12 protein-coding genes, 1 tRNA gene and 1 pseudogene are annotated in these 17,011 nt (G+C 72.2%); 5 read left to right on the top strand and 9 right to left on the bottom strand.

Features of this window, described 5'->3' with window-relative positions:
- Positions 1-203: 203 nt before the first annotated feature.
- From QFZ74_RS17450 to QFZ74_RS17440, 3 genes are all read right to left on the bottom strand, one after another.
- Complete coding sequence (locus tag QFZ74_RS17450; RefSeq protein WP_307621747.1) at positions 204-743, bottom strand: DinB family protein; 540 nt, start codon at positions 741-743, stop codon at positions 204-206.
- Between the two features lie 132 nt (positions 744-875).
- Complete coding sequence (locus QFZ74_RS17445; RefSeq protein WP_307621746.1) at positions 876-2,339, bottom strand: aldehyde dehydrogenase family protein; 1,464 nt, start codon at positions 2,337-2,339, stop codon at positions 876-878.
- 100 nt (positions 2,340-2,439) lie between these two features.
- Entirely contained in the window at positions 2,440-3,264 is an 825-nt protein-coding gene (locus QFZ74_RS17440; protein WP_307624182.1) for a helix-turn-helix transcriptional regulator, read from the bottom strand.
- A gap of 353 nt (positions 3,265-3,617) precedes the next feature.
- On the opposite strand from QFZ74_RS17440, the gene QFZ74_RS17435 reads away from it, so the two are divergent.
- Positions 3,618-4,103, top strand: a complete 486-nt coding sequence (locus QFZ74_RS17435) for an ATP-binding protein (RefSeq protein ID WP_307621745.1) — start codon at positions 3,618-3,620, stop codon at positions 4,101-4,103.
- A gap of 131 nt (positions 4,104-4,234) precedes the next feature.
- Here QFZ74_RS17435 and QFZ74_RS17430 read toward each other — a convergent pair whose 3' ends face one another.
- Positions 4,235-4,504 carry a DUF397 domain-containing protein gene (locus QFZ74_RS17430; protein WP_307621744.1) on the bottom strand — a complete coding sequence of 90 codons (270 nt, stop codon included), beginning with the start codon at positions 4,502-4,504 and terminating at the stop codon, positions 4,235-4,237.
- Between the two features lie 491 nt (positions 4,505-4,995).
- Between QFZ74_RS17430 and QFZ74_RS17425 the strand changes: the two genes are divergently transcribed.
- Complete coding sequence (locus QFZ74_RS17425; protein WP_307621743.1) at positions 4,996-5,529, top strand: DUF4232 domain-containing protein; 534 nt, start codon at positions 4,996-4,998, stop codon at positions 5,527-5,529.
- A gap of 48 nt (positions 5,530-5,577) precedes the next feature.
- Here QFZ74_RS17425 and QFZ74_RS17420 read toward each other — a convergent pair whose 3' ends face one another.
- Positions 5,578-6,693, bottom strand: coding sequence for a DUF2786 domain-containing protein (locus QFZ74_RS17420; protein ID WP_307621741.1), 1,116 nt, complete (start codon positions 6,691-6,693; stop codon positions 5,578-5,580).
- Between the two features lie 170 nt (positions 6,694-6,863).
- On the opposite strand from QFZ74_RS17420, the pseudogene QFZ74_RS17415 reads away from it, so the two are divergent.
- The 3 genes and pseudogenes from QFZ74_RS17415 to QFZ74_RS17405 all read left to right on the top strand — a co-directional run bounded on the left by QFZ74_RS17415 (position 6,864) and on the right by QFZ74_RS17405 (position 10,520).
- A pseudogene (locus QFZ74_RS17415) lies at positions 6,864-7,608 on the top strand (Clp protease N-terminal domain-containing protein).
- A gap of 49 nt (positions 7,609-7,657) precedes the next feature.
- On the top strand, positions 7,658-9,346 hold the full coding sequence (locus QFZ74_RS17410) for a bifunctional 3'-5' exonuclease/DNA polymerase (protein WP_307621740.1): 1,689 nt from the start codon (positions 7,658-7,660) through the stop codon (positions 9,344-9,346).
- A gap of 148 nt (positions 9,347-9,494) precedes the next feature.
- Positions 9,495-10,520 (top strand): CDP-alcohol phosphatidyltransferase family protein, encoded by a 1,026-nt coding sequence (locus tag QFZ74_RS17405; RefSeq protein ID WP_307621739.1) that lies wholly within the window; start codon positions 9,495-9,497, stop codon positions 10,518-10,520.
- 132 nt (positions 10,521-10,652) lie between these two features.
- On the opposite strand, the gene QFZ74_RS17400 is transcribed toward QFZ74_RS17405, so the two are convergent.
- The 4 genes from QFZ74_RS17400 to tmk form a co-directional block, all read right to left on the bottom strand.
- Positions 10,653-10,726: transfer RNA gene (locus QFZ74_RS17400), tRNA-Thr, on the bottom strand.
- A 107-nt stretch (positions 10,727-10,833) separates the two neighbouring features.
- Positions 10,834-12,444, bottom strand: coding sequence for an alpha/beta hydrolase (locus QFZ74_RS17395; RefSeq protein ID WP_307621738.1), 1,611 nt, complete (start codon positions 12,442-12,444; stop codon positions 10,834-10,836).
- Between the two features lie 115 nt (positions 12,445-12,559).
- Positions 12,560-13,765 (bottom strand): DNA polymerase III subunit delta', encoded by a 1,206-nt coding sequence (locus tag QFZ74_RS17390; RefSeq protein WP_307621737.1) that lies wholly within the window; start codon positions 13,763-13,765, stop codon positions 12,560-12,562.
- An 81-nt stretch (positions 13,766-13,846) separates the two neighbouring features.
- On the bottom strand, positions 13,847-17,008 hold the full coding sequence (gene tmk, locus QFZ74_RS17385; RefSeq protein ID WP_307621736.1) for a dTMP kinase: 3,162 nt from the start codon (positions 17,006-17,008) through the stop codon (positions 13,847-13,849).
- Between the last annotated feature and the right edge of the window lie 3 nt (positions 17,009-17,011).

Here is a 17,011-nt window from a genome sequence, read left to right as displayed (position 1 = left end):
GGTGCCGTGCATCGCAAGGCGGAGGAGGGCGTCGATGCGGAGCTATGGGGGTGCCCCCTGCTCGAGCGAAGCCGAGAGCTTGGGGGAGACCGACGACAACGCGGCTGGGGGCGCCCCCTGCTCGAAGAGCTTGGGGGAGGTGCCGGCGTCGCGAGCCCGGCCTGATCGACGAGACACCCCCTGGTGGGCGCCGCGCGGGCGGCTCAGCCCTCCTGCTCCAGGGCCACCAGCTCGAACGCCGTCTTCCCGTCCAGCGACTCGCGGAGGATGTCGGCGTGGCCGGCGTGCCGGGCCGTCTCGCGGATCAGGTGCAGGAGCACCCAGCGCAGGGAGACGCGCTCGCCCGGCGGGAACCAGGGCGCCTCGGGCAGCGCGAAGGTGTCTTCGAGGCTGGGCGCGGCGCGGATGAACGCCTCCGTCTCGGCGGCGGTCTTCTCCCAGAACGCCAGCTGCGCGGCGACCGTCTCCCCCTCGCCCAGCACGAAGCCCTCGTGCCAGTCGGACTGGTCGCGCTGCACGGCCGGCGGCTCGTCCTTGGCGAGGGCCACCCAGTGCTGCTCGACCTCGGCGACGTGCTTGACCAGACCGCCGAGCGACAGCTCACTGGCGGTGGGCCGGCTCGCGGCCTGCTCGTCCGTCAGCCCCAGCACGGCCCGCCGGATGCCGCCGCGCTGTTCCTCGAGGAAGGCCAGCAGCGCTCCGCGCTCGTCGCCTTGCGCCTCGGCTCGCACATGAGTGACCATGATCGGCTCCTTGTCCCCCGGGGCATGACGGTCGTCGTGCCCGATGTCGAAAACGGTACGGGCCCCCACTGACAACGGCTGTCCGCGAGGGCCAGGCTCGGCTGAGGAACTTCCGCAGCGGCGAGGGAACTTCTAGAAGGGGAACGCGCTGCGCCCGTGCTGCACCGAGATCCACTTGGTCGTGGTGAACGCGTCCAGCATCGTCTCGCCGTTCAGCCGGCCGACGCCCGAGTGCTTCTCGCCGCCGAAGGGGACGATCGGCTCGTCGTGGACGGTGCCGTCGTTCACGTGGAACATGCCGGTGTCGATCTGCTTGGCGAAGTTCACGCCGCGCTCGATGTCGGCGGTGTGGACGGCGCCGCTCAGGCCGTAGGGGCTGTCGTTGACGATGCGGACGGCCTCGTCCTCGTCGTCGAAGGTGAGGAGGAAGACGACCGGGCCGAAGACCTCCTGGCGCAGCAGCTCCGAGTCCGCGGGGACGTCCGTCAGGACCGACGGCTCGACCAGGTTGTCGGTGGTCGTGCCGTGCACCAGGGCCGTCGCGCCCTCGGCGAGGGCCTGCTGGACGACGCCGGACAGGGCGTCCGCCTGCGAGGAGTTGATGACCGGGCCGATCACGGTCGCCGGGTCGCTCGGGTCGCCCGTCTTCAGCCCGCGCACCTTGGCGGTGAACTTCTCGGTGAACTCGTCCGCCACCGAGCGGTGCACGAGGACGCGGTTGGCCGCCATGCAGGCCTGACCCTGGTGCACGAACCGGCTGAAGACCGCGGCGTCGACCGCGTAGTCGACGTCGGCGTCGTCGAGGACCACCAGCGCGTTGTTGCCGCCGAGTTCGAGGACCGAGCGCTTGAAGTGCTGGGCGCAGACGGTGGCGACGTGGCGGCCGACCTGGTCGGAGCCGGTGAAGGAGATGACCTTCGGGACCGGGTGCTCGATGAAGGCGTCGCCGATCTCCGCGATGTCCGTGATGACGACGTTGAGCAGTCCGGCCGGCAGGCCCGCGTCCTCGAAGATCCTCCCGACCAGGGAGCCACCGGTGATCGGGGTGTTCTGGTGCGGCTTGAGGACCACGCCGTTGCCGAGCGCGAGGGCCGGGGCGACCGACTTGATCGAGAGCAGGAAGGGGAAGTTGAAGGGACTGATGACGCCGACGACGCCGACCGGGACGCGGTAGACGCGGTTCTCCTTGCCGTCCACCGGCGACGGGACGATCTTCCCCTCGGGGCTGAGCGCCAGGTGGATCGCCTCGCGCAGGAACTCCTTGGCGAGGTGCAGCTCGAACGCGGCCTTCAGGCGGGTGCCGCCGAGCTCGGCGACGATCGCCTCGGCGATCTCCTCCTCGCGCTCCTCGACCAGGCGCAGCGCCTTCTCGAACACGGAGCGGCGGGCGTACGGATTGGTCGCGGCCCACTGCTTCTGCGCGCGGGCGGCCGCGGAATAGGCCTGATCCACCTCGTCGACCGTGGCTATGGTGATCGACGCCAGCTTCTCACCATCGTACGGGTTGAAGTCGATGATGTCCCAGGAGCCGGTGCCCGGGCGCCACTCACCGTCGATGTACTGCTGAGCCAGGTCGGTGAAGTAGGACGACGACATGTGATCCCTCAATCCCTAGCAGACACCCGATCAACACTGATCGAACCTGAACAAACCAGATCGACACCTTGGTCTGATTGGCCGTCATGCTACTTGTGATTCAGGAGAGTTGAAGGAGTCCGCGCAGAAGATCGCGGCTCTCCCCCGGCCCCGGGCTGTCCTGCTGGAGCTCCTTCATCGCCTTCTCGTACTGGGCGACGTCCTCGGACTTGTCCAGGTACAGCGCGCTGGTGAGCTGCTCGAGGTAGACGACGTCCGAGAGGTCGGACTCCGGGAAGCTGAGAATCGTGAAGGCGCCGGACTCGCCGGAGTGGCCGCCGAAGCCGAACGGCATGATCTGGAGACGGACGTTGGGCCGCTCGGAGACGTCGATCAGGTGCTGGAGCTGGCCGCGCATCACCTCGCGGTCGCCGTACGGCCGGCGCAACGCGGCCTCGTCCAGGACGATGTGGAACTCGGGTCCGTTCTCGGAGGCGAGAAAGCGCTGCCGCTCCAGGCGCAGTGCCACACGCCGCTCCACGTCCGCGTCGCTCGCGCCCTTCATGCCGCGCCGCACGACCGCGCGCGCGTACTCCTCGGTCTGCAACAGCCCGTGCACGAACTGGACTTCGTACGTACGGATGAGGGCGGCCGCGCCCTCCAGGCCGACGTAGGTGGGGAACCAGCTCGGCAGGACGTCCGAGTAACTGTGCCACCAGCCCGCGACGTTGGCCTCGCGCGCGAGGGAGAGGAGCGAGGTGCGCTCCGCTCCGTCCGCGATGCCGTACAGCGTCAACAGGTCTTCCACATCACGCGTCTTGAAGCTCACCCGGCCCAGCTCCATCCGGCTGATCTTCGACTCGGAAGCACGGATCGAGTACCCCGCCGCCTCGCGCGTGATGCCACGCGCCTCCCGCAGCCGCCTGAGTTGCGAGCCGAGCAGCATCCGCCGCACCACCGATCCGGGCTCTCCCGCACTCACGTCCGCCAGCCTCCCCAACCGTCTTCAGAGGGCGCAGTCTGCCACTAAAACACTCCGAGCAGTACTCGCTCGATTACAGAAACGGAGAAACATCAAAGGCTTCCCGCGGCAAGACGCAAGGGGAAGGCCGGACAAGTACACGAAGGTGGCGGAAAAAATAACCAACAAGCGGTACGGGAGGCCCAATTCGGCCGCGTGCACGTGCATCTGCCCTTGCATCTGCTGTGAGCATCCGAAACCATGGTCCCGCGCCACCGCTGCATCGCAACGACCGCGAATTCCCGGGAGTGCCTCGCATGGGGACGAATGGATCGACCATGCTCGAGCCGTTACGGCAGGGCCTTCCGCCGCTGGACCCCTCGGCCGCGTCGAGCGCCGCGTCCTGCGCCCTCCCCGCCCGGTACGAAGCGGTGCGCGAGGCAAGGGCGTTCACCCGCGGCATGCTCGGCCAGTGGGACGTCGGGGACCGCTTCGACGACATCTGCCTGGTCGTCTCCGAACTGGTCACCAACGCCCTGCGGCACGCGCTGCCGGGCGACGCCGACTGCCGCACCGACGGGACCGCGCCCGTACGTCTGCATCTGATGCGCTGGAACGACCGGCTGGTCTGCGCGGTCCGCGACCCCAGTCACGACTCCCCGGTCGCGCGCACGCCGGACGACTGCTCGGCGGAGTCGGGCCGCGGGCTGTTCCTCGTCGACGCCTTCAGCGACAGCTGGGGCTGGTACCCGCTCGCGGGCACTCTCAACGGCAAGGCGGTCTGGGCGCTGTTCCGGCTCCCCGAGGGGCAGGCCGGTCTTTAGGGGCGGCGCCGTCCGTCATCGCGTTTCTACGCGCGTGCGGGGCGGCGGCGCTTCCGCGGGCGCTGTCGGCCCGCCATGAGCGACGTCAGCCGGCGATGAGCGACGACGTCAGTCGGCCATGAGGAACGACGTCAGCCGGCGATGAGGTGGTCGAACTCGCCGTCCTTGACGCCCGCCAGCATCGCCTCGATCTCCGCGCGCGTGTAGACGAGCGCAGGGCCCTCCGGGAAGCGCGAGTTGCGCACGGCCACGTCCCCGCCGGGAAGCCGGGCGAACTCCACGCAGGAACCCTGCGAGTTGCTGTGCCTGCTCTTCTGCCAGGCCACGCCGACCAGTTGCGTGGCGGCCATGCCGTTGTACACCTCGTACCCCCCGTTTACGCCGTCGACGTCGCGGTTCACAGGTCGCTCCCCGGTGGTGCACTGGCTGTGGTGGCCATTTCGGCTGTGGTCAATGGTGCTGTGGTTCTGCGGTCGATGTGCCGTGGTCATAGTGCTGTGGTCACTGCGGTCGACCGAGCCGGATCATAGCCTCGTTCACGTGCAGGTGCATGGGCAGATGCACGTGCACGACGAGTGTTGCTGCGATTACAGCTTCGGTGGCCCGTCACCGCGTCCGTCCCACCGTGTGCCCCGGACCTCGGAGGACATGCCGCCGCCGATCCCGTTCGTGATCTTCGGTGGGCTCTTCGGTGGGCTCCGGTGGGCTCTTCGATGGCTCGTCCGCGCGCCGGATCGTCCGGATCGGACCACTCCTGGCACTAGGACAGACGCACGGCACGGCCCTGGTGTTCCAACGTCCGGGCGTTTACGGGTGGGGCGCGCAACCAGGTGCGGGTGCGAGGCGTGATGATGCTTGGACACCCTCACGACCTCGACAGGAACCGACTCTCATGCGCGCCATTCCGCTCACCGTCACCGCCGTCGCCGCCGCCCTCGCCCTGACCGCCTGCACCGACGGCGGCGACACCGCCGCCGGTGGCAGCAACGGCGGCAGTGCGGACAAGTCCGCCTGCCAGATCGGCTCGGTCTCCGTGGAGATCGGGCCGGCGAGCATGGCGCCGGCCGCGGGCGACACCGGCGAGGTGCCCGTCAGCATCACCAACCAGAGCGCCCCCTGCACCCTGGACCACTTCCCCGGTGTCACCCTCCAGCAGGGCGACACCTCGGCGGCCGTCCACGCCCTGAAGGGCGCGAAGCCGCAGAAGCTGAAGCTCGCCAAGGGCGACTCCGCGTCGTTCGCCATCTCCTACGTCCGCGGCAAGGACGGCGGCGAGACGAGCCTGGCGGCCGAGTCCGTGAAGGTCTCCCTGCCCGGCTCCGACTCCACGCAGAGCTTCCCGTGGAAGTACGGCCCGGTCGCCGGCACGGCCGCCGAGAACACCCCCGACGCCTCCGTGAGCGCCTTCCAGCAGCCCGGCGACTGACGAGCGTTCAGCCCCGGCGACCGAAGATCGGTGCCGACCGGGCGCGGCTCAGCCGAGTCGCGGCCGGGCCCGCACCTGGGCCTGGTCGGCGGCGCGCACACCCTCCTCCCAGCCCGCCTCGTCGCTCACGCCGCGCAGGCGGGTCGTGGTGGTCTCCGGGAACATGCGCTCCATGCGCCCGGTGACGGCGACCTCGCGGGTCGCCAGCACCGGGAGCAGGTCCTGGGTGACCTGGGTCTCGGCGGCGGCCGCGAGCCGGTCGCCGACGCGATGGGCGTAGGCCGCCAGGAAGGACTGCCGGAAGGTCTTGGTCCGCTTCCTGCCGCCCGCCCGTTGCGCCGCCTCCGCCTTCGCCATCGCGCGCGTGGCCTGCACGAGGAGCGAGGTGTAGAGGAGTTCGACCGCCTCCAGGTCGGCCTCGAAGCCGACGACCGCGGAGAAGGCGAACGGCTCGTTCCACACCGCGCGGCAGTGGTTCGCGCGGGCCACCGCGTCCAGCAGCACGGCCTTGGCCTGCTCGTACGGCGGCTCGACCCCGACCCGGCAGGCACCCGGCGCGTCCGGCGCGGGCGCCTGCGCGGCGAGCAGGGCCTCGTCGATGCTGTGCCGCGCCATGAGTTCCTGCGCCTTGGCGCTCAGCGCCTCCGCCTCCTCCGGGAACCCGGTCGCCTCCGCCTTGGCGAGCAGCGCCCGGACACGGGTGAGCATGCGGGAGGCGGGCTGGTCCCGCCGCCCTTGACGGGGCGGGGCCTCGTCAAGAGGCTCCAGGGCGGGCAGGCGCAGCAGCAGGCGGTACAGCTCCAGGACGGTGGTGGCGTGCGTGAACCGGTCGACGCCAGGTATCGAGTGCTCGGGCAGGTCCTCCAACTGGGCCGCCCAGCGCCGCCCGCGCGGCCGGTCACGGCCGGCCTGCGTCCGGATCAGCCCGGCGGCCAGCAGCACATGCGGGTCCGTCAGCTCCCGCCGCACCAGGCGTACGACGTCGGCGGGCTGCCAGCCGCGCTGCCAGGCCGCCGCCACGAAGTCCTCGCCACGCCGCGTGAGTTCGGCGTCCGCGGCGGGGTCGGCCGCGAGCAGGGAGGCGCCCGTGTCGAGCCCGGTGTCGGTGTCGTCGTAGAGGGAGACGCGGAAGGCCCGCTCGACGGTGCTGGCAGTGCTGGTCACGTCCTCGATCGTGCCACGCCGCACGGACAGCGGGCCGTGCGCTGTCCACAGCCTGTGGATAAAGGCCCGGCACTAACTGTCTGACCCGCGGTCAACCGGACACCGCCGGCCCCTGAATGGACTGTCAACCAGCCGTTGACACCCCCCTAGAGGCAACCTACGGTTGACACATGGCGACCAACTCGAAGATCACCGCATCCGTGCGCCTGGACGACCTCATCGAGGCGATCAAGAAGGTCCACCCCGAACCGCTCGACCAGCTCCAGGACGCGGTCATCGCCGCGGACCACCTCGGCGACGTGGCCGACCACCTGATCGGTCACTTCGTCGACCAGGCTCGCCGCTCGGGCGCATCCTGGACCGAGATCGGCAAGAGCATGGGCGTGACCCGGCAGGCAGTGCAGAAGCGGTTCGTGCCCAAGGAGTCGGCCGACCTCGACCCCAGCCAGGGCTTCAGCCGCTACACCCCCGCGGGCGCGGAACGTGGTCATGGCCGCGCACAACGAGGCCGTGGCCACCCGCAACCCCGAGGGCCGCCCCGAGCACCTGGTCCTCGGCCTGCTCGCCGAGCCGGAGGGCCTGGCCGCGAAGGCGATCACCGCACAGGGAGTGCTCCTGGACGTCGTACGGCAGGCGGCCACCGCGGCGCTCCCGCCCGCAGCGGACGACGTCCCGGAGCTGATCCCGTACGGCCCGGACGCCAAGAAGGTCCTGGAACTCACCTTCCGCGAGGCCCTCCGCCTCGGCCACAACTACATCGGCACCGAGCACCTCCTGCTGGCCCTGCTGGAGCACGAGAACGGCCAGGGCGTCCTCAGCGGCCTCGGCATCACCAAGGCGGCGACCGAGGAGTACATCGGCAGGGTGCTCGCCCTGCTGACGGAGCAGCGGGACGAGGCGCCTCAGAAGGACTGAAACCGCAGGTCAGAGGCGATTGTCAGACCCTCCTGACAGACTCTCGTCCATGGCCGAACGGTGGGTGCTCGCCCCGGCCGAGGACGGTGGCGCGGAACTCGCCCCCCTCGGCCGGGACGGGCTGCTCGCCGGCCCGGTCCGGCGGGAGAGCGATCTCGCCGGGGCGGTACGGGAGCGGCCGGAGGTGACGCGCTGGGTGTGGCGGTCGACCGCCGAGGTCTACCCGCGCCTGCTCGCCACGGGGGTGCGAGTGGAGCGGTGCTACGACGTCGAGGACGCCGAGACACTCCTGCTGGGCCACGAGGGGCGGTACGGCGAGCCACGCTCGGCGGCCGCCGCTCTGGCCCGGCTGCGCGGCGCCCCCGTACCACCCGATCCTCCGCAGCGCGCGGCCGAACCGGGCGCGCAGTCCTCGCTGTTCGAGCCGCAGGGTGTCCATCTGCCGCTCGAAGACCTCGCCGCGGTCCACGCCGAGCAGCAGCGGCGGCACGATCAGGCCGAACACCCCGACCGTATGCGGCTGCTGACCGCCGCCGAGTCGGCGGGGATGCTGGTGGCCGCCGAGATGAACCGCTCGGGCCTGCCCTGGAGCGCGGACGTGCACCGGGAGGTGCTGCGCGATCTGCTCGGCGAGCGGTACGCGGGCGGGGGCGAGCCGCGCCGCCTCACCGAGCTGGCGGACGAGGTGTCGGCCGCGTTCGGGCGCCGGGTGCGCCCCGATCTGCCCGCCGACGTGGTCAAGGCCTTCGCCCAGGCCGGGATCAAGGTCGGATCCACCCGCCGCTGGGAGATCGAGTCCCTCGGCCATCCGGCGGTGAAGCCGCTGCTGGAGTACAAGAAGCTGTACCGGATCTGGGTGGCGCACGGCTGGTCCTGGCTCCACAACTGGGTGCGCGAGGGGCGGTTCCGGCCGGAGTTCCTCGCGGGCGGGACGGTCACCGGGCGCTGGGTGACCAACGGCGGGGGCGCGCTGCAGATCCCCAAGGTGATCCGGCGGGCCGTGGTCGCCGACCCGGGCTGGCGGCTGGTCGTGGCCGACGCCGACCAGATGGAACCGCGCGTCCTGGCGGCGATCTCCCGCGACCCCGGCCTGATGGAGGTGGCCGGCCGCGAGAGCGACCTCTACCAGTCCGTCTCCGACCGCGCCTTCTCCGGCGACCGCGACCAGGCCAAAATCGCGGTGCTCGGCGCGGTCTACGGCCAGACCTCCGGCGACGGCCTGAAGAACCTCGCCGCCCTCAGACGCCGCTTCCCCCAGGCGGTGGCGTACGTCGACGACGCGGCCCGGGCCGGTGAGGAGGGCCGGCTGGTGCGCACCTGGCTGGGCCGGACCTGCCCGCCGGCGGCAGGCGCGGGCGGGGACGCGGCCGAGGAGGCGGGCCTTCCCCAGGGCGATCCGGAGGAACCGGCCGCGGACGGCTGGGTGCCGGGCTACGCCTCGACCAACGCGCGCGCCCGCGGCCGCTTCGCCCGCAACTTCGTCGTCCAGGGCAGCGCCGCCGACTGGGCCCTGCTGATGCTCGCCGCCCTGCGGCGCACCTGCGCGGACCTGGCGGCCGAACTGGTCTTCTTCCAGCACGACGAGGTGATCGTGCACTGTCCCGAGGAGGAGGCCGCCACTGTGGCCGCGGCCATCCGGGAGGCGGCCGATCTGGCGGGCCGGCTGACGTTCGGACCGACGCCGGTGCACTTTCCGTTCACGACGGCCGTGGTGGAGTGCTACGCGGACGCCAAATGACGCGTCCGGGATCCAGGACACCCATGGACCGGGGCATGGAGTACGACTCTTACCCTCCCCACAAGGTTGCACAACCAGGATCTTGTACTTCGCGTAAAGGCCTCCCTAACGTGACTTGAACCTCATTCGAACGTTAGGACGCTGCAGCATGTCAACCCCCCGCCGGGACATTCCACCCCTCGCCGAGGTCCGGCGCATCACGCAGAAGAAGCGTGACGCGTGGTGGACGGTGCTGCTCGTCGACCCCGTCGCCACCCCCCTGGTGCGCCTCACCGCGATGCGCACGAGGATCACGCCGAACCAGATCACCTGGGGAGCGCTCCTGCTCGGCCTGGGGGCCGCCGGCTGCTTCGCCATGGGGGACTGGCGCTGGCTGATCGCCGGCGCGCTCGTCTACCACCTGAGCTTCATCCTCGACTGCATGGACGGCAAGGTGGCCCGCCTGACGGGCCAGGGCTCCGTCTTCGGCGCGTGGCTGGACTACATCTTCGACCGCATCCGCGTGATGGCCTGCGCGGTCGCGCTGATGGCCGGTCAGTACCACCAGACCGGCGAGATCATCTACGTGTGGCTGGCGACCGTCGTCGTCTTCCTCGACGGCCTCCGCTACATCAACTCGCTGGAGATCTTCAAGACGCGGCACACCATGCGCCGCCAGATCAAGGCCCGCATCCGCGCCGCCCGCCGCGCGGAGAACGCCTCGCGCGTGGCCTTCATGGAGGATCTGCTCCGCGAGAACCCCGAGGCGGACATCGAGCAGGACCTCGGCAAGGCCGCCGCCTCCGGCGAGACGCTGGAAGCGACGTCCGGGGAGATTCTCGACACCACCCAGCCGGTCACCTCCGACAACGGCTCCACCGCCGCCAAGCCGGGCCGGGCCAACGTCATCGACCTGCACCAGGAGTTCCGCCACCGCTTCCCGCTCTACCTGCGGGCCCGGTCCTTCCTGCTGCGCCACCGCATCCGCACCCACGTGATCAGCGGCATCGAGTTCCAGATGGGCGTCTTCATCGTCGGCCCGCTCTTCAACGCGATACCCACCGTGACGATCGCCTCCGGCGCCCTGCTCCTGGTCTTCGAACTCGCCATCATCTACAAGCTGTTGCTCTCGACCCGCGACTTCGGCCGCACCCTCGACTCCCTGAGCCGCGAGGACATGGCCACGGCGTCCTGACGCCCCCTCCCCCACGACCCCGGCAGGCCGGAGCCACCCTCCGGCCTGCCGCCGCGCACGATCCCGGACCTCCGGTCCCGACACAAACCAAAGGGCCAGGTCACGGATTGCCGTGACCTGGCCCTTTCGCTGAGCCGCCTTCGGGATTCGAACCCGAGACCTACGCATTACGAGTGCGTTGCTCTGGCCATCTGAGCTAAGGCGGCGCGCCGTCCGCACTATGGTGCGATCGGCAACGTCGGTAAGTCTACACAGTTTCCGGGGGTGCTCCGAACACGCTCCGGAAGGCGGGCTCCCGGGGTGTGGGGCGGGGTTACGAGCAGCGCTTTCCGTCGGCCGGCGGGGTGCCCTTGAGCAGGTAGGCGTCGATCGCGGAGTCGATACAGCGGCTGCCGCGGACGTAGGCGGTGTGGCCGTCGCCATCGTAGGTGAGCAGGCGGGCCGATGAGAGCTGGCGGGCCAGGGACTGAGCCCAGCGGTACGGGGTCGCCGGGTCGCGGGTGGTGCCCACGACCACGATCGGCGCCGCACCCCTCGCCTCGATCCGGTGGGGTGCGCCCGTGGGCTTCACCGGCCAGTACGCGCAGCTCAGCGACGCCCACGCCAAGCCTTCGCCGAAGACCGGGGAGGCCCGCTTGAATTCGGGCAGCGCCTTCTCGACCTGCTCCGGGGTGTCGAAGGCGGGCGGGAGGTCCAGGCAGTTCACGGCGGCGTTGGCGAACATCAGGTTCGCGTAGTGGCCCTCGGCGTCGCGCTCGTAGTAGCTGTCGGCGAGGGTGAGCAGTCCGGCGCCGTCGTTCTCCTTCATGGCCGAGGTCAGCGCCTCGCGCAGCCGCGGCCAGGACGACTCGTCGTACATCGCCGTGATCACCCCGGTGGTGGCGAGGGCCTCGCCGACCTTGCGGCCGTCCGCGTCACCGGCGGGGATCGGATGCGCGTCGAGCTTGCGGAAGAAGGCCGCGAGGCGGTCGCGGACCCGGGCGGGCGTCGCGCCCTTGCCGCCGAGAGGGCAGTCGGGCTGCCGTACGCAGTCCTCCGCGAAGGCCTGGAACGCGGTCTCGAAGCCCGCGGCCTGCTCCAGGTTCAGCTTGCGGGCGGTCAGGGTCGGGTCCATCGCGCCGTCCAGGACCACGCGGCCCACCCGGTCCGGGAACAACCCGGCGTACGTCGCCCCGAGGAAGGTCCCGTAGGACGCCCCCACGTAGTTCAGCTTCGGATCCCCCAGGGCCGCGCGCAGGATGTCCATGTCACGGGCCGCCTCGACGGTGGAGACATGGCGCAGCAGCCCCGCCGCGTGCGCCCCGCAGCCCTCCGCGAACTTCCGGTACGCCCCGGCCAGCGCGTCCGTCTCCGCGTGGTCGTCGGGCGTCGTGTCGACCTGCGTGTACGTGTCCATCTGCGGCCCGCTGAGGCACTCGACGGGCTCGCTGCGGGCCACGCCGCGCGGGTCCATCGCCACCATGTCGTAGTGCGAGCGGACCTCGGCCGGGTAGCCGACGCCGGCGTAGCTCTGGAGGTAGCCGATCGCGGAGCCGCCCGGACCGCCCGGGTTGACCAGCAGCGAACCGTACGGCTTGCCCCTGGCGCCGGCCGACTCCGAGGCCGCGGCCTTCTTGCGGGCCACGGCGAGCTTCACGTCGCCCGCGGCGGGGTCGGCGTAGTCCAGCGGCGCCTTCATGGTCGTGCACTCGAAGCCGGGGGCTCCGCAGCCGCGCCAGCGGAGTTTCTGCGTGTAGTACGGCGCGAGCGCGGACGGTGTCGCTCGGGGCAGCGCGGCCAGCACCGCCTGCGCCGCATTGCCTGCCGCCGTCGTCGAGGTCCCGGCGGAACAGGCGGACGCGAGCAGGGCGGCGACGGCCGCGAGCAGGGTGACCTTGGAACGTGCCGCGGCCCGGGCATGGCGGGGGGTTCGCCTGGTGTGCATCACGCGAGCGTAACGCTGCGCATCCACGCGGAAGCTCTGCGTGCATATTGTGGCTCGTACGGGTGACGCACGCCGTCAACCGGCCCTGATCAGGTCACCCTGCCCTGGCGCCCGGTCACCCGGCCCGCAGCGCCATCGTCATCGCCTCCACCGCCAGCAGCGGCGCCACGTTGCGGTCGAGGGCCTCGCGGCAGGCGGCGATGGCCTCGATACGGCGCAGCGTCGACTCCGGGGAGCTGCCACGCGCCAGCCGCTGCAGCGCCTCCTCGGCGTCCGCGTTGGCGAGGGCCACGCGCGAGCCGAGCTGGAGAGCGAGGACGTCGCGGTAGAAGCCGGTGAGATCGCCGAGGGCCACGTCGAGGCTGTCGCGCTGCGTCCGCGTCCTGCGGCGCTTCTGCATGTCCTCCAGGTCCTTCATCACGCCCGCCGTGCCCCGCGGCAGCCGTCCACCCTGGGCCGCGCCGAGCGCCGCCTTCAGTTCCTCGGACTCCTTGCCGTCCATCTCCTCGGCGAGCTGCTTGGCATCCTCCGCGGCCGCGTCGACGAGCTGCTGGGCCGCCTTGAGGCAGGCGCCGACCTCGTCCAGGCGCAGCGGCAGCTTCAGCACGGCCGCGCGGCGCTCGCGGGCGGCCGGATCGGTGGCCAGGCGGCGGGCCCGGTCGACGTGCCCCTGGGTGGCGCGCGCGGCGGCCGTCGCCACGGCGGGTTCGATGCCCTCGCGCCGTACGAGCATGTCGGCGACGGCGTCGACCGAGGGCGTACACAGGTTCAGGTGGCGGCAGCGGGAGCGGATCGTGGGCAGCACGTCCTCGATCGACGGGGCGCACAGCAGCCACACCGTGCGGGGCGCGGGCTCCTCCACGGCCTTGAGGACGGCGTTGGCCGACTTCTCGTTCAGCCGCTCGGCGTCCTCGACGAGGATGACCTGCCAGCGCCCGGTCGCCGGGGCGGTGAACGACTTGCGGACGGTGTCCCGCATGTCCCTGACGAGGATCTCGGAGCCGACGGCGGCGACCGTGCTGACGTCCGCGTGGGTGCCGATCAGCGCCGTGTGGCAGCCGTCGCAGAAGCCGCAGCCCGGCGTCCCGCTGAGCGCGCGGTCGGGGCTCACGCACTGCAGCGCGGCGGCGAAGGCGCGCGCCGTCTGGTTCCGGCCCGCGCCGGGCGGGCCGGTGAACAGCCAGGCGTGCGTCATCTTCGACGTCTCCGGCGGCGGCTCGTTCGCGGAGGCCGCGGTGACGAGCGCGTCGGCGTCCCGAGCGGCCGCGGCGAGCAGCTCGCTCACCTTCTCCTGCCCGACGAGGTCGTCCCACACGGTCATGGGTCACGCCGCCCTTCCGTCACATGTCGCGTTGCGGAATCCATTGTGCGGGTGACCACCGACATTCCCGACCGGCCGGGGTCAGCCCCGGCGGCCGCGGCCCTCGCCGTCGCCGTACTCCTGCTCGTCATAGGAGCCCAGCAGCTCGTCCGCCAGCGACGGCAGATCGTCCAGCGGCGTCTCCTCGGCCCAGTCGGGCCGCGGCCGCCGGGGCGCGCCGTCCGCGTCGATGCGCGGCATCTCGCGCGTGCGGTCCTCGCCGCCGGCGTCGTGCGGCTCCTTGCGGAAGTAGTCCGGCCGCACCCGGTCCGCCGGCCTGTCGTCCCGGACCCGGGGCAGCGGGGCCGTCTTCTCGAAGGAGACCGGCGGCAGTACGGCGGTCTCCTCGGCGGCGTCCGATGGCACCTGCGGCAGCACGGCCGTCTCGTCCACCGCGCCCTGCGGGGCCGGCGACTGCGGCAGCTCGGTCGTCACCTCGGACTCGGACTCGCGGTGCGGACGGCTCTGGCCGCCACGCTCCTCGCGCACCTGCGGCAGCACCGCGGTCTCGTCCGCGGAGCCCGGCCGCACGACGGGCGTGGGCATGGTGGTCGCCTCCGGCGTCACACCGGGCGCCGTCGGCTGGGGCCCCGACGACCGCCGGGCCACGGCGTCGGCCGCGCCGGCCGCCTCGGCCGCCTGACGACGCGCCTCCTCGGCCCGCAGCAGGGCCTCCTCGGCCTTGCGCTGCTTCTCCTGGCGGCGCGCCTCGGCCTCGGCACGCAGGCGCGCCTCCTCCTCGGCCTGCTTGCGGCGGCGGGCATCCTCGGCGGCCCGGGCCTCTTCCTCGGCGAGCAGCCGGACGCGCTCCTCCTCGGCGCGGCGGCGCGCTTCCTCGGCCCGCTGCCGGGCCTCCTCCGCCTGCCGCTCGGCCTCCCGCCGCTGCGCCTCCTCCAGCTCGCGCCGCTGGCGCTCCTCCTCCTCGGCGCGCAGCCGGGCGAGCTGCTCCTGGCGCTCGCGCTCCAGGCGCTCCTCCTCGGCCTTGCGGGCGGCCTCTTCCTCGGCCTTGCGGCGGGCCTCCTCCTCGGCCGCCCGGCGCGCCTCCTCCTGGGCCTTCACCTCGGCCTCGGACAGCGGCAGCACGGTGTCGAGCCGGTGCCGGATCACGGACGTGACGGCCTCGGGCGCCTGGGCGGCGTCCACGACCAGGTAGCGGCCGGGGTCGGACGCGGCCAGCGTGAGGAAACCGGCCCGCACGCGCGCGTGGAACTCGGCGGGCTCCGACTCCAGGCGGTCCGGCGCCTCGGTGAACCGCTCGCGGGCGGCCTCGGGCGCGACGTCCAGCAGGACGGTCAGGTGCGGGACGAGTCCGTCGGTCGCCCAGCGGTTGATCCGCGCGATCTCGGTCGGGGACAGGTCACGGCCCGCCCCCTGGTAGGCCACCGACGAGTCGATGTACCGGTCGGTGATGACGACGGCGCCCCGCTCCAGCGCGGGCCGTACGACCGTGTCCACGTGCTCCGCGCGGTCGGCGGCGTACAGCAGCGCCTCCGCGCGGTGCGACAGTCCCGCCGAGGACACGTCGAGCAGGATCGACCGCAGCCGCTTGCCGACCGGAGTGGCGCCCGGCTCGCGGGTGAGCACGACCTCGTGTCCCTTGCCGCGGATCCACTCGGCGAGCGCCTCGGCCTGGGTGGACTTTCCGGCGCCGTCGCCGCCCTCCAGGGCGATGAAGAAACCGTTCGTCGCGAGGATCTGCGCCGGGTCGTCGCCGCCGAGGAGCGCGTCACGCAGGTCGTGACGCAGCGGCACGCCGGAGCGGTCGTCGACCTTGGCCAGCACCAGCGCGGCCACCGGCAGCAGCAGCGCGCCGACCAGCATCAGCGTGAACGCGGCACCGCCGTGCGCGAAGACGAACTTGCCGTTCTCCAGGCGGTGCGGCCCGATCAGGGCCGCGACCAGGGGCGCGATCAGCGCGCCGAGCGCCACGAAGACGCGGACGACGGCGTGCAGGTGCTCGGTCACGCGCGCGCGGCGGTGGTCCTCGGACTCCTGGTCGAGGAGGGTGTGCCCGGTGTTGGCGGCCATGCCCGCGCCGACTCCGGCCAGGGCGACGAGCAGCAGCACGCTGGTGACGTCCGGGTCCAGTCCGGCGGCGAGTAGCGCGATACCGGTGAAGGCGAGCACCAGGGCCAGCAGGCGGCGGCGCGAGAGCGCCGGCAGCACGGAGGGGGCGGTGCGGACGCCGACGGCGACGCCGCCGGTCAGCGCGAGCACCAGCAGCCCGTAGAGCACCGGGCCGCCGCCCAGGTCGGTGGCGAGCAGCACGGACACGGCGACGGCGGCGGCGATCGCCCCGGCGACGGCGGCGCAGGCCAGGACCAGCAGCGGGGCAGCGCCCGTACGGCCCTTGTCGACGCCGTCGGCGGCCTTCGGGCGGCGCAGTCCCTCCAGCGGGGACCGCGGGCGCGGGGCGCGGGCGCCGGGAAGTTCGAGGAAGGTCACCACGGACACGGACGCGGCGAAGAGTCCGGCCGCGACGTACGAGCCGAGGGCGGCCTGGTGCTGGGCGAACCAGGGGATGCCGGTGCCGAGCAGGTTGTTGAACAGCGCCGCGACGACCAGGGCGGCGGCGGCGAGGGGGATCGCGACGAAGCCCGTGCGCAGCGACAGGCGGCGCAGGGCGTCCAGGTGGTCCGGCAGCGGCCGTACCGTCGCGCCCTCCGGGGGCGGGGCGGGCAGCAGTCCCGGGGCCGCGCTCTCGCGGCACACGGTCCACAGGCGCTCGGCGACACCGGTGACGAAGACGGTGACCAGGACGAGGGCCAGCGCGTTGTCCGGTGTCCAGTCGATCCACAGCGGGGCGACGATCAGCAGCGCGGCGCGCAGACCGTCGGCGCCGACCATGCTCCAGCGGCGGTCCAGCGGGCCGCCCTGGGAGGTCAGCGACGTGATCGGGCCGAGCAGGACGGCCCCGAAGAGCAGGGTCGCCAGGACGCGCACGCCGAAGACGACCGCCACCGCGAGGGCCATGCCCCGGTAGCCGCCGCCGAAGGCGGTCTGGTCGATCGCCGCCTGGAGGGCGAGGACGACCAGGACCAGCAGCGCGAGGGCATCACCGACGCCGCTCACGAGATGTGCGCTCCACAGCCGCTTCAGCTGGGGCTGGCGCAGCAGGGCGCGGACTGCCCGCTCACGGGAGTCCGCTACCAGTGCGTCGTCCGGTGCGGTGTGGGGGGCCGTTGGCTGCTCGGCTCGCGTCATGCG

This window comes from Streptomyces sp. V3I7 (assembly GCF_030817495.1).
In the GTDB taxonomy this organism is placed as follows: domain Bacteria; phylum Actinomycetota; class Actinomycetes; order Streptomycetales; family Streptomycetaceae; genus Streptomyces.
The sequence above is the reverse complement of the archived record's forward strand: the minus strand, read 5'-3'. Positions and strand labels throughout refer to the sequence as shown.